Genomic DNA, 23,249 nt, shown 5'->3' with positions numbered 1-23,249 from the left:
GCCTCACCTCAGTTCATTCGAGTGCCGCATTCATTACAGAACTTGGCCGTCCCCGGCAATATCGTATGGCAGGTCGGGCAGCTCCTGGTTTCAGGAACAAGCCGCTCCCCGCATTCGTTGCAAAATTTTGCATTCAGTGCGTTTCCGCTATGGCAAGAGGGACATTCCTTCTCTGTGGGAGCAGAGGCTGGGACGGAAGGACTCGGAGCGGGCGCAGCAGGCTCAGGTCGAGCCATCATCGGCGAAGTCATCTGCTGAGAGAGTTCCCCGAACAGCCCGCCAGCCGCAATCCCCATACCCAGCCCAGCGCCTGCAGCCGCGATGCCTCCCGCACCCTCGTTATTGGCCAAGTCTCGGATGATGGATGCCGACTGAAGACGCGCCCAGTCTTGTCCCAGCACATCCAAGACGGCCTTGTTCGCATAGGCCTCTTCCAACTTGGCCCGGCTGGAATCATTCTCCGGAATGTCGATCGCGCTAACGTAGAAGTTCACAAGGCGGAGCCCGTACTCGTCCACAATCTCGCTCAACAGCGGGTGCAAGCTTTCGGCAACTTTCGTCTTCTCCGTACACATGTCCAGGATTTCTCGACCCGACTCCTTGATGGTCTGAGCGATCCCGTCCTTGATGGTCTGGAGGAACGCCGTACGGAAGTACCCGTTCAGCTCCTGCTGCGCGAAGGATTGAACCTTATTGCCGAGAAGCTTTAACAGAAACTTCTTGGAATCCATCACCTGAACGGAATAGGAGCCTCTCGCCTGCACGCTCGTTTGAAGTTTATAGATCGGGTCGCGGATCTGGATCGGACTGTCTGTCCCCCAGAAGAGCTCGAGGTTGTGCCCTTTGTTAACAAAGAAGATTTTACAGGAAAACGCGCTTACCCCGCCGGAGAAGAAGTTACGAAAGCTGCTGATCACCGGGTAGTTGTTCGTGCTTAGGGTGAACTTCCCTCCGCTGAACACCTGCTCCACTACGCCGTCCTTGAAAAACAATGCTTCCTCGGCTTCACCTACAATCAGCTCAGAGCCTGTATAGAAGTCCTCTCCGGAGAACTTCCAGACCAAGGTGTCGCCGGGACTGTCATTCTTGATCACGCTAAATAATTCCATGAGTACCTCCCGAGTTCATAAAGAAAACAGCCTATCCCGAAATCCACCGCCACAATGAATTCCGAACAGGCTGTTCCTGTCATTATCGTCACGGTTCAGCATGATTATTGACCCGCTGTCATGCTGGATGGTTCATTACCGATTACGCGCTTTTCTTGTCACGAAGGAGCTGGCGCATCCCTTGAATGGAGCGTTCTGCACCGGCGGCATCCGAAACAGCGCAGGAAATGGAATTCCCACCAGACGTCGTCAGTTTGAAACATTCCACCGTAATCCCAATATCGTTACCCTTCTTGTCTTTTTGGGTAATGGAACCGGAGGCCGTGGCCACGGAAACAACATCCTTGTAAAAATACTCGTCCGTACTATCTACCATATCTGGATCAATCAGTGAAAATTGATGGGTGAAGGCATGAACTTGATTTTCGCTGAAGTAAAACACAGTTGCTTCATAATTCGAGCTTCTCCATTGTCCATCCCTGCCCTGAATGACGAGATTAGGTTTATGAGAAATGGGCTCAAAGTAGAACCCGTCTACAAGAATAGGTTCAATCAGATTTACCTGCTCTTCATCTAGTCCCATCTTAGCAAGTCCCCGTTGCAGGGCTTTTTTGCCTGTCTCTTTGCAGAGTTCATCCAATTTCGCATCACTCGGGCGACCATAGAATTGCCAGGCTAGATGGGCCACTCCCGCAAGAAGGATCACGATTCCCGCATTCACATTACCGATCCAGAAGAAGAGACCGACTAGGATGAGAATGATCCCTAGCTTATAGGAAATCGGCTTAAAGTACTTTCTGTTTTTCTTGTAATCCATCTTTCATTTCCTCCTAAATGATATCCATATAATCAAAGCTTCGTGGCGCATGTAGCTCTGCTTATAGTGCTGCCGGTTTATCCACATTCAGCACTTCAAACAGAATGCGAATGTCTTCAGGCGAGACGTGATTTTGCTTGGCTTGTTCCAGTTCCTCTTGGTAAGGAGGCTTGATGTTCAGGAACTTGCGCTCGAAGAAATCATATTTTAAATAGGCATGGAAGTAATGGTAGACTCCCCTATTCTCGATCTGAAGCGCGGCCTGAACATACTTCATGGCCTTTTCAATGGTTGCCTTCTGAGCGAGAAAAGCCTTCTTCCCATTCAGAAGAGATACAGCTGCATAGAAATAGGTTTCCGACTGATCAAAATCACTCTCGATTGCCCTCTCAAAGCATTCGAGCGCCTTGTCATATAGCTGGGTTTTCAGGTAGCACATGCCCATGGAGGAATGTAGTGCTGCGTCCTGCGGGTGACTTCGCAAAGTTTCGGTATAAGTGCGAATGTAGCCCTTCATGTCCTGAGCGGACATGCTATACACACTGGTGAAGCTGGTGATCATCACGGGTCGTCCACAATATTTGCAAGATTCCTGTGCAGTGGATACGGGTTCACCGCAGCCGGCACACTTCAAATCTAATACTTGGTACTGGGTCATGATTCCTCCAAGGTCGTTATAATATCCTTTTCTATATATCTCCATCACTAAGAAAATTCGATAGGCTTCCACAAAACCCTCCTTTATTTTGGGACTTTTTTCCGCAAAGTCAAGAAGATTTTGGGCTTTTATAGCGTAAAAAGCAGCTCCCCCAACACCCTTGTGTCGGCAGGAGCTGCTTTTGTTCGTCGTTCGCCTCTATCAAACAGAGCCTTTCGCCAGCTTACGCTTCAACTTATGGAAAGTCTTCACCCGGTCCGCCATTCTCTCGGAGATGATGGAATTTCCATTGCGCCTATCGAAGGCTTGGATCAAACGGCCAAGCTCATCCGAGATCCACTCGGGCGTCACCTGATCGGCCATCGGCAGTTTTTTTCGCCTCTTGCTCTTTGTCCATTCCTCCACAAATAGGCCGGCAGCATAAAGGTAGTTCAGGTTATTCCACCCGATCCGGCTCTCCCGTACAAAAGGCAAGGTGCGCTCATAGAGCTTATAGGCCCGCGCAAGATCCATCAGCGTGAGCGTCTCCAGCAATTCGCCGTACTCCTCCAGATAAGCCGGCCCCTCCAGCTCGCGGAACGCCTTGCGCGATACCGCAATCGCCTGGTCGGTTTCCCCCAGTTGAAGGTGCGGGTTCATCACCAGGCTGTACGTGTTTTGCGGAATGGCATGGCAGCGCATGCGGCCGTCCATGATGGGCTTCAGGGTCTTCATTCCCTGCTTCAGATGCCCGATGCGGAAGCGATACTCGCCGAACAGGTTCTGCTCGCAGGCGCGGCAGTCGGCGAGGCTGTCCCGCGGAGTTGCCCGCCAGAGCCGGTAGGCGTCGGCCGCTTCGTCCAGCTCGCCCAGCGAGAGCAGATAGCTCACGCGCTGCTGGTGATAGGGCCGAAGATTGTACCCGAACTCGGTGCACATCGCCTTAAAGTCCTCGAAGACACGGTCCGCCGTCTCGCGGCTGAACTCGGGAATGCGCCAGATCTGATTCAACACCCACTTGTAGTTCCAGAGCAGGCTGAAGGAGGAGTATTGATCCGGATGCTTGCGAAATTCAGCCAGGCACCAGGCGAAGGCGATCATCATCCGCTCGGCGCAGCCCCCGTCGGGCGCGGCTGAGACGTAGTTCATGCGAACCTCGTATGCATCCGAAACGGGGCGATACAGATCGGCAAGCCGAATCATTTCCTCCATTACGGCGAGCTTTTGCTTTCCATCCGGCAGGCTCCAGCTCGCTCGCCTCAATTCCTCAAATCGGTTGTTCATCGGTCTACCTCAGTCCGAGCCAGCCCCTCATTCATGAAAAAGAGCAGCGAGTCGTTCATCAGCTTCAACTCATCAGCATTCATCGGATGGTTGCCGAGCAGAAGTGCCTGGGTGTAGAACAGCTCGATGCACGCCTTTTGCATGCGCGGGTTGCCGGACTCCACCGCCTTGCGCACGAGCGGGTTGTTGTAGTTGTAGCAGACGCGCGCATACGGCCGTTCGTAGAGGGCATCACGAATGACTCGAACGACTTCTGCATAGAGCGGATCCGCCTTCTCCTCTGCGTCATCGGCCAACCGGAAGAAGTTGACCTCTTGATTCGTGTTATACAGCACCGGGAGATCCGCAGGCTCAAACCAGCGTACGAGCGATTGGCATTGGAAGCCGGAGAGCAGCCGGTCGGACAGCTCCAGAAACGGCTGCACCTCCGCCTTCTCCTCGGCGCCAAGCTCCTTGAAGCGCTCGGCAAACTCCAGCGTATTCACGATACGCACGGTAGCCGAGCTGTCCACCCACGGCAGGCGGCGAGCCAGATCCAGATCGTGCACATAGCCGCCGTTGACGACCAGCATTTCCTCCGATTTCGCGACGCGGGCAATCTGACGGAACTCGTCCACGGTGGGGGCGAGCAGGATTTCTTTTCTCGATGCAAGGATGTCGCTGACCCTCAAATCGCCGAAGGACGTCTCAAAGCTCAGATGGCGAATGAACAGCTCGTACAAGTCCTGGTCCTCCACCGCCATCGCCTTGATGGACTCCGTGTGGACACGGACCAGCCGTTGGAACAGCTCCGGTTCCCGGTCAACAAGCTCCATCAGGTACCGCTTGATGCATTCCCCCAGTTCCTCCCTCGCAGCGAAGAACAGCTCGTTCTCCTGGAAGGCCTCTCGGGATGCCGTCGGGCGCAGGCTGTCCGTGTTCAGAATCCCATTCACGAAAAAGGCCCACGGAGGCAAAATGCTGCTCAGCTTGTCGGACAGCAGCATATTCTTCAAATAGACGCGATGGCGCTTCTCATCCTGAAGGCTGACCGCATGGGGAAGCACATGGGCGATGCCGCGCACGCCGCCTACGGCGGACACGAGCGGAATGATGTCCATCGGACGGTAATAGCTCGTCTCCTCGACATACGCCAGGGCCTCTTCCTTCTTCATATCCCAAGGGGCTTTCGATACGTTGATGCGACGCTCGTAGCGATCCTCTTTCAGGATGATCGGAGTCGACAGGTATTGCCCGAATTTATGAAGCAGCTCTTCTACCTGATCGTATTGGAAGAACTCGGCGAATTCCGGCTTGGCCTTCAGGAACACCGTGGTGCCCACCGGAACCTCCCGTTCCAGGCTGCGGATGCCATAGGTCCCGTCAGGCTTTCCTCGCCACTCGAGGGCCCCGTCCCCTTTCGCTGAGCGCGTAATGAGCACGATCTCGTCGCTCACCACAAAGCAGGACAAGAGACCGACACCGAACTGCCCGATGTAATCGTCGGCCAAATCCAGATCGCCTCGCTTGGTCGTGCTGCCGATGCGGGCGAGAAACTGCTCGATCTCCTCGGCGGTCAGCCCGCTCCCATTGTCGGTAAACGAGAGTGTCTCCGAAGGATATACCTCCACAAGAACTTGTCCTTCAAAGGATTGTCCGAGGCGCTTCCTTGCCGTAACGGCGTCAACCCCGTTTTGCAGCAGCTCGCGAATGAAGATCCCCGGATCGGAATAGAGGTGGTTGGATAATAAGTCGATTAACCCTTGCAGGTTAACCTGGAAATTCATCGTCATGCTCGAGATCCCTCCTTGCCAGTTAAAGGTTCTTACCCCTTGCGAGGCGCCTTGCCAACCAAGGCTTGCGCGCGGCGGGCGTGCCGGCACACGCGCTCTCCCTTTGATATCGTCCAGGCCACCCCATTCTTACAGAAAATTCAATCCATTTCTGAAAAAGGACTGGATTTCGCCTATTTTATGGGATAAGATAGGAGCGAAATCAATTGGAGGGCCCTGCTCTTCCGACGTCGGTCGAAAGACAACCCCGCAGCTTTTTTGCGGTGTTGTCTTATTTTATTTTCCAAGGAGGGATGACCATGACCATTTATTCAGCAGACACACCGGTATGGACAAAAGAAGCCTTAAAGCACGAGCTGAAGGCAACAGGACTGGCAGAGGGGCAGGCCGTACTGGCTCATGTTTCCCTTCGCAAGCTGGGATTCGTGATCGGAGGTCCGGAGACCCTGCTTCGTGCGATTCTTGAAATCATCGGGGAGACCGGCACCTTGATGATGCCTGCCCAGACGTGGAAGAACCTCGACCCCGAGACGGGCGTTCACTTCGATGCCCGCGAGGAATGGTGGCCGCTCCTCCGGGAGCATTGGCCCGCCTACGACAAGGCGGTAACCCCTGCCATCGGCATGGGCGTTGCCGCAGAAATGCTTCGCACCTGGCCCGGGGCCAAGCGCTCCGACCATCCGGCCCGCTCCTTCGCTGCCGTGGGTCGCCTGGCGGAGTACTTGACCGAGCGACAGGAGCTGGAGGATTGCTTCGGCGAGGAATCTCCCCTCGGGCGTCTGTACCAAGTCGGCGGCAGCGTGCTGCTGCTCGGAGTCGGCTACGACAAGAACACCTCGCTCCACCTGGCAGAAACACGTGCTGCCTACCCTTCTAAGCATTGGGTACAGGAAAAGAGCGCCGTTCTTGTGAACGGTGCTCGCGAGTGGATTACTTATTCCTCCCTGGCCGTGGACGACCAGGATTTCGTGGAGCTGGGTGAGGCCTTCGATCAGGCTACCGCTCAGCCCGTGCACCGAATCGGCTGGGCAGACGCTCGCCTGATCGACCAGAGGCAGTTGGTCGATTGGACCGTTGCTTGGATGGAGCGACATCGGAGGTAAGGAGCTCCCTCAGTCTCGTACCGACAGCTTGCAAAGTGACTCCTTGATGCGCAGAATGGCTTCCTTGTATTTATCCGTATCCTTCATCGTGCCGTACATGATGCGGAGGAAGCCTTCCCCGTTTGCGCCGAACCAGGTTCCGGGTGAAATGCCTACCTGGGCATCACGAGCGAGGTAATCGCGAATCTCGACAGAGGTACCCAGCTTCGAGATATTCACCCAAAAGAAAAAGCCGGCGTCCGGTGTCAGGACCGTCACGCCCGGAATGGCATTCAACTGCTCCAGGCCGAAGCGGCGGCGCTCATCGTAAATGCGGTTCCACTCGTCCACATAGCCGGGATTTTGCAGCGCCGCCACCACACCGTATTGCGCAAAGGTATTGGTGGGGCCGACATAATTGAAGGTGGCCACCTTCAACATGTCGACGATGGGCTTCGGCGCCACCAGGTACGCAACCCGGTACCCGGTCAGGCCGAAATCCTTGGAGGTTCCGAATACCGAGATCGTTCGCTCCTTCATGCCGGGGAGCGTCGCGAAGGTGATGTATTCCTTGTCATCGTAGATGGTGCGCTCGAAGCTTTGGTCCACGACAACCATGAGGTCATGTTTCTCGAGGAAGGCAGCCAGCTCCAGAAGCACCTCCCGCGTGTACACCGTCGTAGTCGGATTGTTCGGGTGGGTCAGGACGAGACATCGGGTGTTCGGTGTAACTCGCTTCTCGAGCTCCTCGATGCGAAGCTGAAAGCCGTCCTCCATGTACGTGGGGACGCTGATGCTGATCGCCCCCATCTGGTACACATCATTGAAATTCTCCGCAAAGCCGGGATCGATGTTCAACACCTCATCTCCGTGATGCGGCCGGATGCAGACGCGGATGCCGACGAACAGGCCGAAGGCGGAGCTCGGAACGACGAGCAGCTCCTGTTCGGGATCGACGTCCAGGCCGTTAAACGTCTTCAGCTTCTTGACCAGCTCGGCCTTGAGCTCCGGCACCGCGTAGCTGTTGTCGAGCGCATAATGCGTCTTGCCTTCATCCAGCGCTCGCTTGGTGGCTTCGATGACATGCTCCGGAATGCAAGGATCCGGGAAGAAGGGATCGGCTCCAACCAGCATGAGCTTCCGCTCGGGGTCCATGTTATCGTAAGCCGAAAAATCCGGCGATTTCAGCTTTTCCCAGTGCTCGTCGTATTTCATGGTTGAATGCTCTCCTTTGTTCGTTCATTGAATGGAACCGCTATGGGTCCCTTAGCGGTAATGACAGGCAACCTGATGGCCGCTGCCGATGTCCTTCAAGAGCGGCTCCTCCAGCGCGCACCGTTCGGTTGCCTCCGGGCAGCGCGTGCGGAAGCGGCACCCGCTGGGCGGACTGACCGGGCTCGGCACGTCGCCCTGGAGGAGGATGCGCTCCCGCCGCTCACCCGTAACCGATTGCGGGATGGCGGAGAGCAGCGCCCGGGTATAGGGATGTTGCGGGCTACGGTACAGCTCGTGCTTGTTCGCCAGCTCGACCATCTTGCCCAGGTACATGACGCCAACCCGGGTACTGATGTGCTTTACGACCCGCAGGTCGTGCGAGATGAAGAGATACGTCAACCCAAGCTTCTCCTGAAGGTCCTTCATCAGGTTCACAACCTGCGCTTGAATCGATACGTCGAGGGCGGACACCGGCTCGTCGCAGACAACGAACTTCGGGTTCAGCGCAAGCGCCCGGGCAATGCCGATCCGCTGCCGCTGGCCGCCGCTAAACTCATGCGGGTAGCGGGTGATATGCTCCGGCCGCAGCCCGACCACCGCGAGCAGCTCCTGCACACGCTCCTCCCTCTCTCGGCCGGACAGCCTCTCGTGCACCTTGAACGCTTCTCCAATGATGCTCGAAACCGTCTTGCGCGGATCAAGCGACGCATACGGGTCCTGGAAGATGATCTGCATTTCGCGGCGCAGGCCGCGCAGGTCTCCCCGGCGCAGCCTCAGAATATCGCGCCCCTCAAAATTCACCGTACCGTCTGTAGGCTCGATCAAACGAAGGAGCGCCCGGCCGGTGGTGGATTTGCCGCAGCCGGACTCGCCGACAATGCCCAAGGTCTCTCCGCGCTCAATGGTGAAGGTCAAGCCGTCGACCGCCTTGACGGTCTGCCGCTCCCCGCCCAGAAGGCCGCTGCCGCCAATCGGAAAGTGAACCTTTAAGTCGTGGATATCCAGCAGCGTCTCGCTCATTCCGTTCCCCCCTCTACGGCATCGCTGTGCAGAAAACAGCGGACTTCGTGACCGTTTGCCCTCGTCAGAGCCGGCTGGCTCTGCACGCAGCGGTCCATCGCATACTTGCAGCGCGGAGCGAACCGGCACCCCGCCGGCATCTCATATACATTCGGCACCAGCCCTTCAATCGTCTCCAGACGCTCCACTTCTTCGTCGATATTCGGAATCGAGGCGAGAAGGCCCAACGTATACGGATGCAGCGGGTTGGCAAACACCTCGCCTACCGCTCCGTGCTCCACCACCTTGCCCGCGTACATGACCATGACCTCATCGGCAACCTCCGCCACTACCCCCAGGTCATGAGTAATGAGCATGATGGAGGTACCGAGGCGGTCCTTCAACTCCTTCATCAGTTCAAGGATCTGTGCCTGAATGGTGACATCGAGCGCCGTTGTCGGCTCATCCGCGATGAGCAGCGCCGGGTCGCACGCAAGCGCCATGGCGATCATGACGCGCTGGCGCATTCCTCCGCTCAACTGGTGCGGATACTCGTGCACCCTTTTTTCAGGAAGGGGAATGCCGACGGTCCGAAGCATCTCAATGCTTCTCTTGGTCGCTTCCGCCGTCGAGAGCCCTTGATGCAGCTTCAACACCTCATTGATCTGGTTGCCAATCGTGAACACCGGATTGAGCGATGTCATCGGCTCCTGAAAGATCATGGAGATGCGGTTGCCTCGAATGCGTTCCATCTCCTTCTCGGATTTGGTAAGCAGGTTCTCCCCATCGAAGAGGATCTCTCCCGCAACAACCCGACCCACGGGCTCCGCCACGAGCCGCATGACGGACAAGGATGTGACGCTCTTGCCGCAGCCGGACTCGCCGACAATGCCGAGCGTCTTGCCTTTGGAGAGGGAAAAATCGATGCCATCCACCGACTTCGCGACTCCCTCTTCCGTATAGAAATAGGTTTTGAGCCCTTTGACCTCGAGCAGCTGTTCCATGCGATGGTTTCCCTCCTTGTCTTCCCCTGGCGGAGAAGGATCAACGTTAGTGAATCTGCAGGCGGCGCGGGCATTGGGTCAGCACCTCGACGCCCTCCTCTGTTACCCGTACGACATCTTCAATTCGTACGCCCCCCACCCCCGGCACGTAGAGACCCGGTTCGAGGGTAAAGATCATGCCGGGAACGAGAATCTCCTCGCTGCCGATGACCACTCGGGGACGCTCGTGAATATGCAGCCCCACCCCGTGGCCCAAGCCGCGAAGGCTGTAGCGCTCCAGCCCCGCCGCCTCAAACACCCGGCGATGCACCCGGTCGAGCTCCCCAGCCGTTATGCCGGGGCGTACCGCGCGAACGGCTTCCTCCAGCGCTTCGTGCACCACCTCATCTAACCGATGAAGGTCCGGTTCGGGTTCGCCTACCCGCAGCGTCCGCGTCATATCGCCGTGGTACCCGCGATAGACCGCTCCGAAATCGACCACCACCATCTCGCCCGAGCGAATGGGGCGATCGGTTGCCGTGCCGTGCGGCAGCGCGGACCGCGGGCCGGAGGCGACGATCGTATCGAACGCCACCCCTTCGCTACCTTCCTTCGCAAGCAGGTATTCCAGTTCCATCTGGATCTCCCGCTCCGTCATGCCGGGAGATAGCCTCGGGAGAAGCCGCATAAGTGCCCGGTCTCCCATGGCCACCGCCCGCCGAATACAGGCAACCTCGCCTTCGTCCTTCACGGCGCGGAGCGTGAGGCCGTAATCCGGCATCGGCACCCACTCCACCTCCGGTACAGCTGCCCGAAGGCGGGTAATCGCGCCGTCCGTCAGGTGATCGGTCTCGAAGCCGATTCTCTTCGCACGGAGGCCCCGCGCTTCTTCGCGCAAAGTCGGCATCGGATCGAGACCGTGGGTCGCGATCCGCCAGCCTGCCGCCTCCTCTTCCGCCTGCTGGGTATAGCGCGGATCGGTGACCAGCACGGCCGCATCCGCGCTCAGGAACAGGTGACCGTTGCTACCGATGAAGCCGGAGAAGTAGCGCCGGTTTTCCTTCGAGGCGAGGTAGAGGCCGTCCAATTCTCGCTCCTTCATCCATTGTCTAAGCGGGTTGAGACGCTCTGTCATGGCGGCTCCCCTCTCCCCTCTGTACTCCGAGTTACTCCCGCCCATCACTTGCGCCCCTTCAGCTTGGGATCGAGCGCATCCCGCAAGCCGTCGCCGATAAAGTTGATGCTGAGCACCGTAAGCAGGATGGCAAGGCCGGGATAGAGCCAAATCCAATACTTGAAGCGGAGCACCAAAATCGACATCGCTTCATTCAGCATGTTGCCCCAGCTTGGTGTCGGCTGCTGAACCCCAACCCCCAAGAAGCTGAGCGCCGCTTCGGTCAGGATGGCGTCCGCCGTCATCAGCGTCGCCTGCACGAGAATTGGCGCCATGATGTTCGGCAGGATGTGCTGCAGGATGATGGAGAAGTCGCTCACGCCGAGCGCCTTCGATGCTTGCACGTATTCCAGCTCGCGCACGCGGAGAATTTCACCGCGCACGAGGCGGGCCGTGCTCGTCCAGCTGACGAGGCCGATGATGATCATCACGTTATAGATGCTCGGCTTAAGCAGGGTCGAGACCGTGATGATCAGGAACATGACGGGAAAACAATACACAACATCCACCACGCGCATGATGATCGAATCCGCCCACTTACCGTAGTAGCCCGCAACCGCACCCAGGAGGATCCCAAGCACCGTGGAGATGGTGACGGAGACGATCCCAACGCTCAGGGAGACGCGGCCGGCGTAGAGCAGCCGGGACAGAATGTCTCGCCCGAGGCTGTCGGTACCGAGCCAGTACGTGGAATCGGGTTTGGCCATGATATCCAGGCCGCCCGCCGCATTCTTGATCGATTGAAACGGATTGTGCGGGGCAAGCCACGGAGCGAAGATCGAGACGAGGAGGAGAAGACCGATGAAGCCCAAGCCGAATACCGCCAGCTTGTTCTTCCGATACCTTCGCCACGTCTGGCTTCCAGCTCCCGACTTGCGTTTACCCAACTTGGGAACGCTGCTGTCTTGGACGATTGCCACGTCGATGGCCTCCTCTCGCTTATTTGGATAGCCGAATCTTCGGATCGGCCACCGCGTACAGCACGTCCGCCGTCAGGTTGCCGAGCAGCACGAGCATCGAGGTGAACAGGTTCAACCCCATGATGATCGGATACTCGCGCGCCGTAATGGCCTGAATGCCCAGACTGCCCATGCCCGGCCAGTTGAAGATCGTCTCGGTGATATACGCTCCGCCGAACAACGTCGGAATGGAGATTCCAAACAGGGTAATGACCGGAATAATCGCGTTTCGCAGCGCGTGCTTGTATTTCACCATGGAGCCGCCGAGCCCCTTGGCCTTGGCCGTCCGAATGTAGTCATGGGTCAGCACCTCAATCATGCTGGAGCGGGTAAACCGCATGATCACCGCCAGGTTCGGCAGGGCGAGCACGAGCGCCGGCAGCACCAGATGCTTCAGCTTGTCGAGGAAGATCGCCCAACTGCTGCCCTGCAGGTTGATGGTGGCAAGCCCCGAGGTGGGAAACCAGTTCAGCTTGACGGCAAACAGGTAGATCAGGGCAATTCCAAAGAAAAAGGACGGCACCGAAATGCCGATGAACGAGAAGACCGTGAGGCCGTAATCGCGCTTTGTGTACTTGTTGGTAGCGGAATAGACGCCGAGCGGCACCCCGATGATGAAGCTGAGCAGGAAAGCCGTCACCGTGAGCAGAAGCGTCGCGGGAAGGCGCTCCAGGATCATGCCTGCGACGGATTGCCCGGTCTTGATGGTGAAGCCCAGGTTGCCCTGCACAATCTGGCCGAGCCAGCGAAAATATTGCACGATGACCGGATCGTTCAGCCCCATTCGTTCCTGAGCGCGAGCGAGCTCCGCTGTTGAGATGCGCGGATCGATCATCGTCTGCATCGGATTGCCGGGTGTGATCTGCATGATGAAGAAGGTGAGCAAGGAAATGCCGACCAAGAGCGGCAGGGTAGTGAGCAGTCTTTTGACCAGATAGCGTTGCACGATCATTCCTCCCTTCTGACAAGCGGTTGAAAAGCGAACCGGTACGGATCGGATGCATTCCCTACGAGCGGATCAACACGAGGCTCTTCTGCCGTTCGCTCAAGTACTCGGATCCTTCCGCGGTGACAACGAGATTTTCCTCCAGCAAAATGTACGGCGGCTTCCCCGGCAAAATGGTTGGCTCCAGTGTAAACACCATGTTCTCACCGATTCGGCCGTAAGGGGCTTGTCCGTAGCGATCCCAGCGCGGACCGAGCAGCGTCCCGCCGTCATGCGTTTCGCGGCCGATCTGGTGGCCTGTCGCATGACTGATCTCGGGCATGCCCCGCTCCAGCAGGAACTGGCGAGCCACCGCATCTACCTCATGCCCGATCGCTCCCGGCTTGAGCGCCGCCTGAGCCGCACTGATCGCGTCATAAGCCGCCTGGAAGGCGAAGCGGGCATCCTCAGGCGCATCCTCCTCATCCTCCTTCAGGAAGTAAACCGTCCGGGCGATGTCCGAGACGTAGCCCTCGTACTCGATGCTGTAGTCGAAGATAACCAGATCGCCCGGCTCGATGACCCGGTCGGAGGGCTGCCGGTGCGCAATGTTTTCCTTCAGCACCATCGGCATGGACAGCGTACGATCGAGACCGTTTACCACCCCGCGCTCCTTCATCTCCGTCAGGAAGAGCTCACCCGCTTGCTTTTCCGTCATGCCGACCTGGAGCCTCTGAAAGACCGCCTCATAGATCTCAAGGGTGACGGCGATGGCCTGCCGGATGCGGCGAAGCTCCTCGGGTGTCTTGATGCTGCGGAGCTCCGTGAGAAACGAGGCCGAGGAGAGAAACTCACCGGTGTAGTCCTTCAAGGTCTGCATGAGCCAACGGTAGCAGCCGAGGGTGAGGCCGTCACACAAATGCTCCTCCTTCGAGTAGTTCAAGGCGATTCGGGACGGAGCCAGCCGCTGAACAAGGCTCGCCAGTGCTTCCTCCAGCCCCCCGCTGTATTTGATCACCTCTTGAAAGAGGCCGCTCTCTTCGATGTCCTGCGCGTCGATGGAGCTGCACACCGCGTAGCGTGCGCCATTCGCCGCGATTAAGAAGGCGCCCGGGCCGACTGTCTTCACACCGGTAACGAGCGGCAGGCAGGGATCGCTGCCCTCGCTGGTGAGGATGAGCCAGAGGTCAATCTTTCGTTCGTGGAGCGCCTTCGCGGCTTGCCCCATCTTTTCCTGATTCACGGTATAGTTCATGCTGCACCTCCGCCTGTTAGGCATAGATCATGAAGCGTCTGCGTCAGCACCTTCGCCCCGAAGAGATAGGAGGCCCGGCTGATGCGCTCGTCGTGCTGGTGAACCCGTTCGAGCACGGCGGCAAAATGGTCCTCCAGAAGCGTAGGCGAGAAGCCGTAGATCCGGTCCGTGTAAGGACCGAGAAAGCGGCCGTCCGTACGGCCCAGCGCGACAAAGGGAACGAGCTTCGCATCGAGCCCGTAGGCTTGGCAGTTTTGCTCGAAGAGCTCCAGGAGCTCATTGTCGATGCTGCTTGCATACCCTTCTTCGAAGCTGACGATCTCCCACTCCACCGGGAGCGGGCCAAGCAGCCGCTTCATTAACTGCTCAATGTCCTGCACCGTTGTACCCGGCAGCAGGCGAATTTCCAGGTCGGCAGAAGCGTGGCCTGCAATCGCGTTGATGCGCTCCCCGGCCTTCACTTCGTTGATCATGAGCCCGTCATGGAGCATGTACTCCATCAGGTTGTGATAGGTCGATTCGATGACCTGCTTGCTGGTCGGGCTTAAGCCCGTCTCCAGAATGAACTGGCGGGACACCTCCGTGTATTTCACCGGAAACTTGTAAGCCGCGAGCGTCCCGAGGGCCGCTCCGAGGCGGAAGATCGCCTGATCGGTCGGGGGACAGGAGGCGTGGCCCTGCGGCCCGCTTGCCTGAAGCCGAATCCGGCAGACGCCCTTCTCGCCTGCAGCGCAGAGGATGAGGTTCCGCCCGTTCAGGAGGAGCGGAAAGCCGCCTCCCTCGCTGATGACGTACCCATCTGCCTGCAGCTCAGGGAACCGTTCGATCACCTGGGCCATGCCCAGGCGGCTTCCCGCTTCCTCATCCGCTGTCGCCACCAGGTAGACCGTTCGGTCGAGCTTGTCCTCCTGCTCCTTCAGATGAAGGAAAGCCGCCGTCTGCATGGCGGTGAGCTGCTTCGTGTCCAGCGTCCCGCGCCCGTAGATGACGCCGTTCACTTCCTTCGCCTCGAAGGGCGGCTCGGTCCACCGGGCGGCTTCGGCGGCCACCACATCGAGGTGAGAGAGCAGAATGACGGGCGGCTTCGTCCCGGAGCCGATGCAGGCGATGAGATTCGCCCTCCCCGGCTCCGGCTCGAAGCATTCCGAGCCGATGCCCTTCTCGGCGAGCCGCTTCTGCAAGTAGTGCACCGCCGCGAGCTCACGGCCCGGCGGGTTCGTCGTGTCAATGCGGAGAAGGTCCGTAAAGAGGGCCAGCGCGGATTCCTCCCATTCGGCATCCAGAGAGGGTAGTTCCCGGCCTAGAGGAAGGCCCTCGCCCGGCGGCTTCTCTTGCTTGGGATCTTTGATGTTCACATTCTGCAGTTGCTTACGCCCCATCGGCTTCCCTCCTTGTCAGCATGGGATGACCACGAGCTCAAGCTGCCGCTTGCTGAGCAGCCGGGCCCCGTCTCGGGTAACGACGACATTCTCCTCGACGAGCATGCAGGGCAGCCCGCCATCCTGGATGACCGTCGGCTCGATGGCGTACACCTCGCCCGCCTTCACCACGCCGTCGGAGTCCGCCCGGCTGGGCGGCCCAAGCCGCGTTCCGCCGTCGTGGCACTGCCGGCCGACCTGATGCCCGACCGAGTGGCGGATGGTCGGGTACCCTCCTGCCTCGATGGCGCTGCGTCCAGCCGCGTCGACCTCATAACCCCGCTTGCCGGGGGCGATGCTCTCGATCGCGGCGGTGATCGCCGTGACGGCAGTGTCGAAGGCATGCCGCACGTCGGCCGGCGGCTCTGTTTCGCCTGGGCGCAGCACATACAGCGTGCGGGCGACATCCGAGCAATAGTCGCGGTATTTCACCGACATGTCCAGGATGAGGATATCGCCGGGCTCTACCGCGGTATTCCCCGGCTTGCGATGAGCAAGGCCGGCGCGGACGATACAGACGAGAGGCGGATCGAACGGATGATCGATGCCGTTCGTGACACCTCGCGCCTTCATCCCCTCAACGAACCGTTCCCCGATTTCCCGCTCCGTCATGCCGCAGCGAATCTCCGCCGCCACTTCCTGAAAGATCTCCTGGGTGAGGGTCACGGCCTGTTGAATCCGTTCCAACTCCGCCGGGGTCTTGATGCTGCGAATTTCCTTCAGGAGAGGCTCGCTCGACACCTCGATGGCGCGGAGGCGATCCTTCCCGATAGCCTCCTCCAGGAGCTGGTACTGCCCGACCGTAAGGCCGTCGCACAGGTGATCGGTCAGGGAGAAGTTCAGCGCCAGCTTTGCTGGAGCCAGACGATCCATGAGGCCTCGGAGCGCTTCCTCGAAGTTTTGACCGTAGGGAATCACCTCCGCAAACAGTCCAGTATTTTCAAAGTTTCCTCGATCGCTCTCAGACGCAAGAATCAGATGACCTCCGTCCTCCCGGAGCACAACGGCCGCCTCATGAATGGATGTCGTTCCGATCAGGAGCGGCAGCGACGGGTCACTCGCCTCCCGGTTCAGAATGAGCCAAGCATCGATTCCGTGTTCGCCCAGCAGTTCGGCAGCCGCCGCCAGCTTCTCATGGGCGACGCGAAATTCCTCCTTGATCATAGGGCTTCCCTCCGTTCCAGATAATGCATAACCGTTTCATAGAGCACCCGGGCTCCAAAGCCTATCGACTGGCAGGCGATTCTCTCATCAATCCCGTGTACCATGGAGACCGCTTGATCAAAGGTCATGTCCTCCGGCAGCACGGGAGAAAAGCCAAACACTTTGCTTTCAAATTCTCGAAGATAACGACCGTCACTCGATCCGGTGGCGATGAAGGGAACCATCTTCGCTCCGGGCGAATGAGTGGCAAGCGCTGCCTTCATGGCCTCGTACAGCGGCCCTTCACTTCCGGAATCATAGCCCTCCTGGCAGGTCAGAAGCTCCCACTCGATCCCAAGTCCGCTGCATAGCTCAGCTAGCCGCGACTCTACCTCCTCCCGGGTTACCCCAGGCAAAAGGCGAATATCGGCCGTCGCTTCGTATTCACCATCAAGCTCCCGGCGAAGTCGACCGCCGTTCACGAGGGTCAAGGCGAGCGTGCTCTCGGTCATCGCTTTGATCGTCTGCCCCATCATCGGGCTGACCTTCGTCTGGAGGAACGCAATTTGATCCGCTACCGAATGCCCCTCCGGCTTCTCCCCGCATGCCTCCATCAGCTCTCGGATCAGCATCCTCGTCGTGACGGGAACTTCGCCGGGCCAAGTGAAGGCGGCAATTCGAGCAATAAGCTCGGACAGGCGGGCAAGTCCGGTGTTCTCGGGATAAAAGGGGTTGCGATTCGGGACGCGAGGGTACGTAAACTTGACCTGGCAGAGCCCCTTCTGCCCCACTTCACATAGATAAAAAAGCTTGTCATTCACCACGATGGGAAAGCCACCGCCTTCGCTGACCACGTCTGCTCCCTGAAACAGCTCGCCATGGGTCGCAAGCAGCGCCTTTAACCCGTGCACACTCCCGCTCTCTTCATCGGCGGTCGCGATGAGGTACACATCCCGCCGCGGGGTGATCTTGTTCCGGGCGAGCCGCAGCAGCGTCATCAGCTCCATCGCCGTTAGCTGCTTGGTATCGACCGTTCCTCGGCCCCACAGGTAGCCGTCCTCGATAACCCCCTCAAAGGGAGGATGCTTCCACTCGTTCTCGTTCGCGCCGACCACATCCAGATGCGACAGCAGGATGAGAGGCGGTCCGGGCTCCCTGCCTGCCAGCTTAAGAAGGACATTTCCCCGACCAGGCGCCGTCTCGAGCAGCTCGGCGTGAATGCCCTCCGCTTCCGCCAGATCGGCGATGTAACGAGCGGCGGCAAGCTCTCCTCCAGGTGGATTGACGGTCGGAATCCGAATCAGGCTTCGGAGCAGCTCCGTCGCTTCGTGTTGTATGGCATCATCCGCGTTGGTCATGGGAAAACTCCTTTATGCTCGGAAAAGGGAAGAAAGGGAAGGAGCGAACTGATCCGCTCCATCCTTCCCCATCCCTCGCCCTTATTCGGACAAGCTCCAGTCCTTGGCGTTGAAGCTCACGCCGCGGAAATCCGGATTAAAGCCTTGCACCTTCTTGCCCGCAGCGAAGACCGTCTTCTGCCCATAGATCGGAATCCACGGCACGTCATCGGAGAGCGTTTTTCCGATTTCGTGGAAGGTGGCGGTGCGTTTCTGCGGATCGGTCTCGGCCAGCTCCTTGTCGAACAGCTCGTCGATCTTCGGGTTGCTGTAGCTGACAAAGTTGTAGCCGTTCGGCGGCATGAACTTGGACCCGAAGTAGGAGCGGTATTCGTCGGGATCGGCCTCTACCCCGAAGCCGAGGATGTAGGCGTCGTAGTCGCTCGCGGTAACCGCGCGCTTCTTGCCGTCGCTGCCGGCCGGGAGAAGCTTCGTGACCAACGTGGAGAAGTCGAGGGAAATGATTTCGACGTTCACGCCGATCTCGGCCCATTGCTGCTTGAGGAGAACACTCGTCTTTTCACGCTCCGGCTTGCCGGTCGGGACGTTCAGGGAGAACTTCAGCTCCTTGCCGTCTTTCTCGTAGAAGCCCTTGCTGTTCAGCTTGAATCCCGCTTCCTCCAGCAGCTGCTTGGCCTTTTCCTTGTCGTAGGGGTATTTCGTAACATCGGGATTATGCGACCAATGGGCATTCGGGAAGAGGTCGTCGCTCACTTCGCCGTATTCTCCGATTACGCTGGAGACGATCAGGGTTTTGTCGGTGCCGTAAGCGAGAGCCTGGCGAACCTTCAAGTCGGAGAAGAAGGGGTTCAGCAGGTTGAAGCCCACGTAATACACCGAAAGATCGTTCGCTGCTTTCACATCGGCAAAATCAAGCGTCTTGACGTTCTCCACTTGATCCCCGGCGATCGGAACAATGTCGATTTCCTTGTTCATGAAAGCGGCCAGCATCGTGTTGGCATCTCCGAATCGGGTGACCACCTTATCGAGCTTGGGAGCACCGCCGAAATAATCCGGATTGGCTGCCACTTCGATATATTGGCCGGTCTCCCACTTCACGAACTTGAAGGGACCCGTGCCGATCGGGCTGCGGTTCGAGGCATCCTTCGCCCAGTCAGCCGGGGAGACATCCTTCAGCACATGCTCCGGCAGGATACCGATGAAGAGATTGGCCAGGAAGGAAGCATTCGGCTTAGCCAAAGTAAAGGTGATCGTGTTGTCGTCTGCGACCTTGATACCCGATACGCTGTCCGCCTTGCCGTCATGGAAGTCCTCTGCGCCGGCTACCGGCTGTACGCGGCTGTAGGCACCCCCGTCATAGCGGGAATCGGCCATCGCGGTGAAGGTGAAGGCCACATCCTTCGCGCTGAACGGTTGGCCGTCGTGCCACTTCACGCCCTCTTGCAGATGGAACGTGTAGGTGAGGCCGTCGTCGGATACCTCCCAGCTCTTGGCCAAGCCGCCGACCATCTGGAGCGATTCATCCGGCTTAACCAGGGAGTCGAAGATCATGTGCGTCACGTTGGTGTCGCTCGTGGTGGCGTAGATGAGCGGATTGAGGTTGCCCGGCTCTGAGGCCTGGGCCACCGTGACCGTTCCGCCGTTTCTCGCTGCAGGAGTCGTCGTCGCCCCTGTGCTTGCCGTAGGGGCTGCCGCTGAAGGAGAAGGAGAGGAAGAGCTGCTGTTCGTGCTGCAAGCAGTCAAGGTTAAGCTGATGCCAAGTAAGAACGTGAGTACGGCCGATCCTTTTTTCATTCGGTTGCTCCCCCCGCAAGTGTGAGTTTTTATCACATCGGTACCAACGTGATAAGTAACTCCCATTCTAGCGCGGAAAAACGCGAAATGTTGTAGCCCCGACTACAAAAATCGACAGCGTAAGCGCTTAACGTTTTGAAAATTCAAATAGAAGGACGTTATAATAAACAAATAGACTGCTGATGATTAAGAGATTCCATCACATGACCCGACATTTTATTCTCCCTTTTCCGTTCAACTGTGGAATGATTACTGACATCAAATCGGATTGGAGTCCATCCTCATGACCAAAACCCACTACATCCAAAACGATCTATGGAGCGAGCACTTTGCGAGCTGCCCCGTCATCACCCTGAGCAAGAATCGGCTGATCGCCGAGGAAGGGGCAAAGATCAACCAGATCTACTACATCGAATCCGGGCGGGTCAAATTCTCCAGCACCACACCGGACGGCAACGAGAAGATCATGTATATCGTGAACAAAGGGGAATTGATCGGCGACCTGTGGTCCGCCTCGAGCCGCCCCTACTTCATGACGGCCACGACACTAACCAAGTGCACCCTGCGGGTTATGGAACAGAAGAGCTTTCTCGATGTGCTGTTCAGCAACCGGGAGCTGGCGGAGAACTGGATGGGGAACCTATCGGAGGTTGTGGAATTCCTCGTGGACCATGTCACGGAGCTCGTTTTTCTGGACAAGGAGCAGATTATCATCAAGTACATCTACCGACTCAGCTTTAACTATGGGGTTGAAACGGAGAAGGGGATCAAAATCAACACAAAAATGACCCATCAGCTCTTCGCCGACTTGATGGGCTGCTCGCGCATCACGGTCTCGAAGATCATGAGTCATTTGATCAAGCGTCAGGTCATTCGCAAGGAGGGCGGCTACCTCTACATTCCCGATATGGAAGCCCTGAAGAAGCTGGTGAAGCTGTAACGCCCCTCCCTGCCAGCATGCGAATCCCCTTATCGAACTTGCTCCAGCCGAAGTCCGGCAAAGGCTTTTGCTTTTACCTTATAGGTCCCCTTGCCGATGGTTCCCGTCGCCTTCCCCTTGCTCACGGTGAGCGGGAAGTCGGTTTTCACTCCTCCGATGGAGACCTCTCCCTCCACTGCAACAGAGGCATTTGCCGGCCAGGACAAGGAGACGGTGCCGACCTCGGAGGTTGCGCTCCAATCCCCGCCGAGCGTCTCACTCTCCAGGGTCACTACCCCGGCGGCAACCTCAGCTTCTACGGAGGAGAACACGTCCTTCGCGGACAGCCTGCCGTTCACGGCCTTCATGACAAGCGGTCCCTTGATCCCCCTCGCCGTAATCTCGCCATTCGTCACCTTGGCCGTAACCGCCTCTTTCGCATCGTTCACTTCCAGACGCCCATTTTCCATCTCGAGCACCAGAGCTCCGAGCGCTTCCCGAACCTCAATGCTGCCGTTGCGAACCGTAACGGACAGGCTCTCCGTCCCCGCTGCGTTCCGCGCATCCACCACTCCATTTGCCTGCTCGACCGCCAGGGCCGCCTTTGTCTTTTCCGGCAGCGTTACCGTCAGGAGAAGGCTCGGCTCGTATTGCCCCCTCTTTCCGTAGGAAGGGGCGGTGGTATGGATTTCAAGGGTTTTGCCCTTGCGGTTGATCTCCACCTGGGCTTTGTCTGCTACGGTCTTCGCTTCCTCCTTCGTCACATGATCCACCACGACCGTGAGAGCAGCCTGAACTTCTGACACCTCTCCCCGCTTGAGAAGAATCCGGCCATTCCGATTGGTAATTCGGACCTCTTGGATTTTCGAATCGATGGCTGAAGTCGTTATCCCTCGGTCAAAGGAATGCCCGCTGAGCTTATCCCATTCTATCGAAGCGAGCTCCGAGAGGTCATTCCCGAGGTTCAAGTCCAGGTTGTCAAACGATTCGAGGGAATCGACCACCTCGTCAAGCGCAGCACCCGCGTCCCGAATGGCGGTGGCAAGCGAGCTTCCTGCCTTTTGAATCATACTGGATTCAGACGGAGTGGGACTAGGAGAAGGCGAAGCAGCCGAGCGGCTGGCGGCCCGCTCCTCCAACGGGGTGCAGCCCGTAAGCGCGACAAGCATAGCTCCAATCCAGACCAGCATCATCATTCGTTTCATGTTCATCTCTCCCATTCTTCCTGAATTGCTTTCATTCTAGCCCGCCAGGGATGAGAGAGACTTTACAGCCGGATTAGAACTTGCTGAGAAGAAGGAGGAGTACGGGGGCTGAAAATGCACCTTTGAACGATCCACGGGGCCGTAGCGCATAAGGGGTCACCCGTACGGAGAGACTACCCGTGCAGAAAGATCCATGTCAGGAATCAGGAGGTGCGAGCCAGATGGCAAAACCGGATAATCGGGCGGACAACGCCGTGCATTTGAAGAAGAGTATTCAGAACACCCTGCAAAACCTTGACGAGGCGGAAGAGTACCTGGAGGAATTCTCTTCGGAGATCAGCGAGGAGGAACGCAGCCAAATTCAGCAAAAGAACGAACGCCGCAAGGAGAGTTTGGAGGCGTTTCGCGAGGAGATCAAGGACGAGGTGTGAGGCTTTCCCTCGTATAGCGGTGACCACTATTTTAGCCCGCAAGGACAGTAAAAAAACCGGGAGATGCCTCTCCCGGTTTTTCTTTGCTTTAGGCAGGCCTGCCCGCCTTAAAGGGTATTGTAGCTGACAAATTCGCTGACCGGCTTGCGGTAGCCGCGCGGGCGCTGCTTCGTGGTGTCTTCCTTGCCGATCGTAATGAGCAGGGCGGGTACCATTCGATCCGGCAGGTTCAAGGCGTCCTTCAGCTTCTGGGGATCAAACCCGATCATCGGGCAGGTATCCCAGCCCTTGTCCTTGGCCACCAGCATGAAGAGCATGGCCGACAGGCTGCTGTTGCGGATAGCCTCGTCATGCTTGACGGCCTCCCCGCCCTCTTCATAGAAGCGGGTCACACTCTCCACCGTCAGGTCATACTCCTGCTTGTTGATGACGCCGAGCTGAAGCAGTCCTTGGTGGAGCTCTCCGACCTGCTGATAAGCATCGAGATCGCCCAAGACGACGATGGCGGCAGAGGCGGTCTTGACCTTGTATTGTTGATTGGCCGCTTCATAGACGGCTTCTTTAAGCTTTGGGTCGGTTACCACCAGATAATGCGTATGCTGAAGATTGAAGGCGGATGGCGCAAATTTGACGAGCTGAAACAGCTCCTCCAGCTCCTCATTCGAAATGCGTACATCCGGCTGGAACTTCATGGCGGATCTTCTTTCCTTGACAATGGCACTTACTTCACCCATGCGAACTTCCTCCCAAGAATCGTTATGTAAATAATC

General features: G+C 57.8%; 21 protein-coding genes. 3 read left to right on the top strand and 18 right to left on the bottom strand.

Going from position 1 to position 23,249, the window contains the following annotated elements; genetic code table 11:
* Window positions 1-8: 8 nt before the first annotated feature.
* The 5 genes from AAFN83_RS10560 to AAFN83_RS10540 all read right to left on the bottom strand — a co-directional run bounded on the left by AAFN83_RS10560 (window position 9) and on the right by AAFN83_RS10540 (window position 5,619).
* A complete protein-coding gene (locus AAFN83_RS10560) occupies window positions 9-1,109 on the bottom strand; it encodes an SPFH domain-containing protein (protein ID WP_347769031.1) in 1,101 nt (366 codons plus the stop codon).
* Between the two features lie 142 nt (window positions 1,110-1,251).
* Window positions 1,252-1,926, bottom strand: a complete 675-nt coding sequence (locus AAFN83_RS10555; RefSeq protein WP_347769029.1) for a hypothetical protein — start codon at window positions 1,924-1,926, stop codon at window positions 1,252-1,254.
* Between the two features lie 61 nt (window positions 1,927-1,987).
* Window positions 1,988-2,656, bottom strand: a complete 669-nt coding sequence (locus tag AAFN83_RS10550) for a tetratricopeptide repeat protein (RefSeq protein WP_347769027.1) — start codon at window positions 2,654-2,656, stop codon at window positions 1,988-1,990.
* A gap of 129 nt (window positions 2,657-2,785) precedes the next feature.
* The gene (locus AAFN83_RS10545) at window positions 2,786-3,847 is read right to left on the bottom strand and encodes a hypothetical protein (RefSeq protein ID WP_347769025.1); all 1,062 of its coding nucleotides are present in this window, start codon (window positions 3,845-3,847) and stop codon (window positions 2,786-2,788) included.
* Window positions 3,844-5,619, bottom strand: coding sequence for an HSP90 family protein (locus tag AAFN83_RS10540; RefSeq protein WP_347769023.1), 1,776 nt, complete (start codon window positions 5,617-5,619; stop codon window positions 3,844-3,846). Before AAFN83_RS10540 ends, AAFN83_RS10545 begins: the two co-directional genes overlap by 4 nt.
* 299 nt (window positions 5,620-5,918) lie before the next feature.
* On the opposite strand from AAFN83_RS10540, the gene AAFN83_RS10535 reads away from it, so the two are divergent.
* Complete coding sequence (locus tag AAFN83_RS10535; protein WP_347769021.1) at window positions 5,919-6,722, top strand: AAC(3) family N-acetyltransferase; 804 nt, start codon at window positions 5,919-5,921, stop codon at window positions 6,720-6,722.
* Between the two features lie 9 nt (window positions 6,723-6,731).
* Here the strand turns inward: AAFN83_RS10535 and AAFN83_RS10530 are convergent, their stop codons facing one another.
* The 11 genes from AAFN83_RS10530 to AAFN83_RS10480 all read right to left on the bottom strand — a co-directional run bounded on the left by AAFN83_RS10530 (window position 6,732) and on the right by AAFN83_RS10480 (window position 19,924).
* A complete protein-coding gene (locus AAFN83_RS10530; protein ID WP_347769019.1) occupies window positions 6,732-7,916 on the bottom strand; it encodes a pyridoxal phosphate-dependent aminotransferase in 1,185 nt (394 codons plus the stop codon).
* A 51-nt stretch (window positions 7,917-7,967) separates the two neighbouring features.
* The gene (locus AAFN83_RS10525; RefSeq protein ID WP_347769017.1) at window positions 7,968-8,936 is read right to left on the bottom strand and encodes an ABC transporter ATP-binding protein; all 969 of its coding nucleotides are present in this window, start codon (window positions 8,934-8,936) and stop codon (window positions 7,968-7,970) included.
* A complete protein-coding gene (locus AAFN83_RS10520; protein ID WP_347769015.1) occupies window positions 8,933-9,919 on the bottom strand; it encodes an ABC transporter ATP-binding protein in 987 nt (328 codons plus the stop codon). Before AAFN83_RS10520 ends, AAFN83_RS10525 begins: the two co-directional genes overlap by 4 nt.
* A gap of 46 nt (window positions 9,920-9,965) precedes the next feature.
* Window positions 9,966-11,033: a M24 family metallopeptidase gene (locus tag AAFN83_RS10515; RefSeq protein WP_347769013.1), complete on the bottom strand. Its 1,068-nt coding sequence runs from the start codon at window positions 11,031-11,033 to the stop codon at window positions 9,966-9,968.
* Window positions 11,034-11,077: 44 nt separating this feature from the next.
* A complete protein-coding gene (gene opp4C, locus AAFN83_RS10510) occupies window positions 11,078-11,992 on the bottom strand; it encodes an oligopeptide ABC transporter permease (RefSeq protein WP_347769011.1) in 915 nt (304 codons plus the stop codon).
* Between the two features lie 19 nt (window positions 11,993-12,011).
* Window positions 12,012-12,977 (bottom strand): ABC transporter permease, encoded by a 966-nt coding sequence (locus AAFN83_RS10505; RefSeq protein ID WP_347769009.1) that lies wholly within the window; start codon window positions 12,975-12,977, stop codon window positions 12,012-12,014.
* 61 nt (window positions 12,978-13,038) lie between these two features.
* Window positions 13,039-14,211 carry a M24 family metallopeptidase gene (locus AAFN83_RS10500; RefSeq protein WP_347769007.1) on the bottom strand — a complete coding sequence of 391 codons (1,173 nt, stop codon included), beginning with the start codon at window positions 14,209-14,211 and terminating at the stop codon, window positions 13,039-13,041.
* Window positions 14,208-15,590, bottom strand: coding sequence for a M20/M25/M40 family metallo-hydrolase (locus tag AAFN83_RS10495; protein WP_347769005.1), 1,383 nt, complete (start codon window positions 15,588-15,590; stop codon window positions 14,208-14,210). Before AAFN83_RS10495 ends, AAFN83_RS10500 begins: the two co-directional genes overlap by 4 nt.
* Before the next feature lie 15 nt (window positions 15,591-15,605).
* The gene (locus AAFN83_RS10490; protein WP_347769003.1) at window positions 15,606-16,793 is read right to left on the bottom strand and encodes a M24 family metallopeptidase; all 1,188 of its coding nucleotides are present in this window, start codon (window positions 16,791-16,793) and stop codon (window positions 15,606-15,608) included.
* The gene (locus AAFN83_RS10485) at window positions 16,790-18,130 is read right to left on the bottom strand and encodes a M20/M25/M40 family metallo-hydrolase (RefSeq protein ID WP_347769001.1); all 1,341 of its coding nucleotides are present in this window, start codon (window positions 18,128-18,130) and stop codon (window positions 16,790-16,792) included. The genes AAFN83_RS10490 and AAFN83_RS10485 overlap by 4 nt, the downstream gene beginning before the upstream one ends.
* 81 nt (window positions 18,131-18,211) lie before the next feature.
* Window positions 18,212-19,924: a peptide-binding protein gene (locus AAFN83_RS10480; RefSeq protein WP_347768999.1), complete on the bottom strand. Its 1,713-nt coding sequence runs from the start codon at window positions 19,922-19,924 to the stop codon at window positions 18,212-18,214.
* Between the two features lie 283 nt (window positions 19,925-20,207).
* Between AAFN83_RS10480 and AAFN83_RS10475 the strand changes: the two genes are divergently transcribed.
* Window positions 20,208-20,864 carry a Crp/Fnr family transcriptional regulator gene (locus tag AAFN83_RS10475; RefSeq protein WP_347768997.1) on the top strand — a complete coding sequence of 219 codons (657 nt, stop codon included), beginning with the start codon at window positions 20,208-20,210 and terminating at the stop codon, window positions 20,862-20,864.
* A 29-nt stretch (window positions 20,865-20,893) separates the two neighbouring features.
* On the opposite strand, the gene AAFN83_RS10470 is transcribed toward AAFN83_RS10475, so the two are convergent.
* On the bottom strand, window positions 20,894-22,048 hold the full coding sequence (locus AAFN83_RS10470) for a DUF4097 family beta strand repeat-containing protein (protein WP_347768995.1): 1,155 nt from the start codon (window positions 22,046-22,048) through the stop codon (window positions 20,894-20,896).
* A 221-nt stretch (window positions 22,049-22,269) separates the two neighbouring features.
* Here AAFN83_RS10470 and tlp point away from each other — a divergent pair, with 221 nt between their 5' ends.
* Window positions 22,270-22,479, top strand: coding sequence for a small acid-soluble spore protein Tlp (gene tlp, locus AAFN83_RS10465; RefSeq protein WP_347768993.1), 210 nt, complete (start codon window positions 22,270-22,272; stop codon window positions 22,477-22,479).
* A 107-nt stretch (window positions 22,480-22,586) separates the two neighbouring features.
* Here the strand turns inward: tlp and AAFN83_RS10460 are convergent, their stop codons facing one another.
* Window positions 22,587-23,213 carry a nitroreductase family protein gene (locus tag AAFN83_RS10460; protein WP_347768991.1) on the bottom strand — a complete coding sequence of 209 codons (627 nt, stop codon included), beginning with the start codon at window positions 23,211-23,213 and terminating at the stop codon, window positions 22,587-22,589.
* Between the last annotated feature and the right edge of the window lie 36 nt (window positions 23,214-23,249).

The organism is Gorillibacterium sp. CAU 1737 (assembly GCF_039888655.1).
Taxonomy (GTDB): Bacteria; Bacillota; Bacilli; order Paenibacillales; family NBRC-103111; genus Gorillibacterium.
The sequence above is the reverse complement of the archived record's forward strand: the minus strand, read 5'-3'. Positions and strand labels throughout refer to the sequence as shown.

Coding starts and splice junctions, on each gene's coding strand:
- AAFN83_RS10520 (WP_347769015.1), bottom strand. CDS start 9,919: ATGGAACAGCTGCTCGAGGTCAAAGGGCTCAAAACCTATTTCTATACG.
- AAFN83_RS10500 (WP_347769007.1), bottom strand. CDS start 14,211: ATGAACTATACCGTGAATCAGGAAAAGATGGGGCAAGCCGCGAAGGCG.
- AAFN83_RS10460 (WP_347768991.1), bottom strand. CDS start 23,213: ATGGGTGAAGTAAGTGCCATTGTCAAGGAAAGAAGATCCGCCATGAAG.
- AAFN83_RS10485 (WP_347769001.1), bottom strand. CDS start 18,130: ATGACCAACGCGGATGATGCCATACAACACGAAGCGACGGAGCTGCTC.
- AAFN83_RS10540 (WP_347769023.1), bottom strand. CDS start 5,619: ATGACGATGAATTTCCAGGTTAACCTGCAAGGGTTAATCGACTTATTA.
- AAFN83_RS10530 (WP_347769019.1), bottom strand. CDS start 7,916: ATGAAATACGACGAGCACTGGGAAAAGCTGAAATCGCCGGATTTTTCG.
- AAFN83_RS10475 (WP_347768997.1), top strand. CDS start 20,208: ATGACCAAAACCCACTACATCCAAAACGATCTATGGAGCGAGCACTTT.
- AAFN83_RS10555 (WP_347769029.1), bottom strand. CDS start 1,926: ATGGATTACAAGAAAAACAGAAAGTACTTTAAGCCGATTTCCTATAAG.
- AAFN83_RS10525 (WP_347769017.1), bottom strand. CDS start 8,936: ATGAGCGAGACGCTGCTGGATATCCACGACTTAAAGGTTCACTTTCCG.
- AAFN83_RS10560 (WP_347769031.1), bottom strand. CDS start 1,109: ATGGAATTATTTAGCGTGATCAAGAATGACAGTCCCGGCGACACCTTG.
- tlp (WP_347768993.1), top strand. CDS start 22,270: ATGGCAAAACCGGATAATCGGGCGGACAACGCCGTGCATTTGAAGAAG.
- AAFN83_RS10470 (WP_347768995.1), bottom strand. CDS start 22,048: ATGAAACGAATGATGATGCTGGTCTGGATTGGAGCTATGCTTGTCGCG.
- AAFN83_RS10490 (WP_347769003.1), bottom strand. CDS start 16,793: ATGATCAAGGAGGAATTTCGCGTCGCCCATGAGAAGCTGGCGGCGGCT.
- AAFN83_RS10535 (WP_347769021.1), top strand. CDS start 5,919: ATGACCATTTATTCAGCAGACACACCGGTATGGACAAAAGAAGCCTTA.
- AAFN83_RS10480 (WP_347768999.1), bottom strand. CDS start 19,924: ATGAAAAAAGGATCGGCCGTACTCACGTTCTTACTTGGCATCAGCTTA.
- AAFN83_RS10545 (WP_347769025.1), bottom strand. CDS start 3,847: ATGAACAACCGATTTGAGGAATTGAGGCGAGCGAGCTGGAGCCTGCCG.
- AAFN83_RS10515 (WP_347769013.1), bottom strand. CDS start 11,033: ATGACAGAGCGTCTCAACCCGCTTAGACAATGGATGAAGGAGCGAGAA.
- AAFN83_RS10495 (WP_347769005.1), bottom strand. CDS start 15,590: ATGGGGCGTAAGCAACTGCAGAATGTGAACATCAAAGATCCCAAGCAA.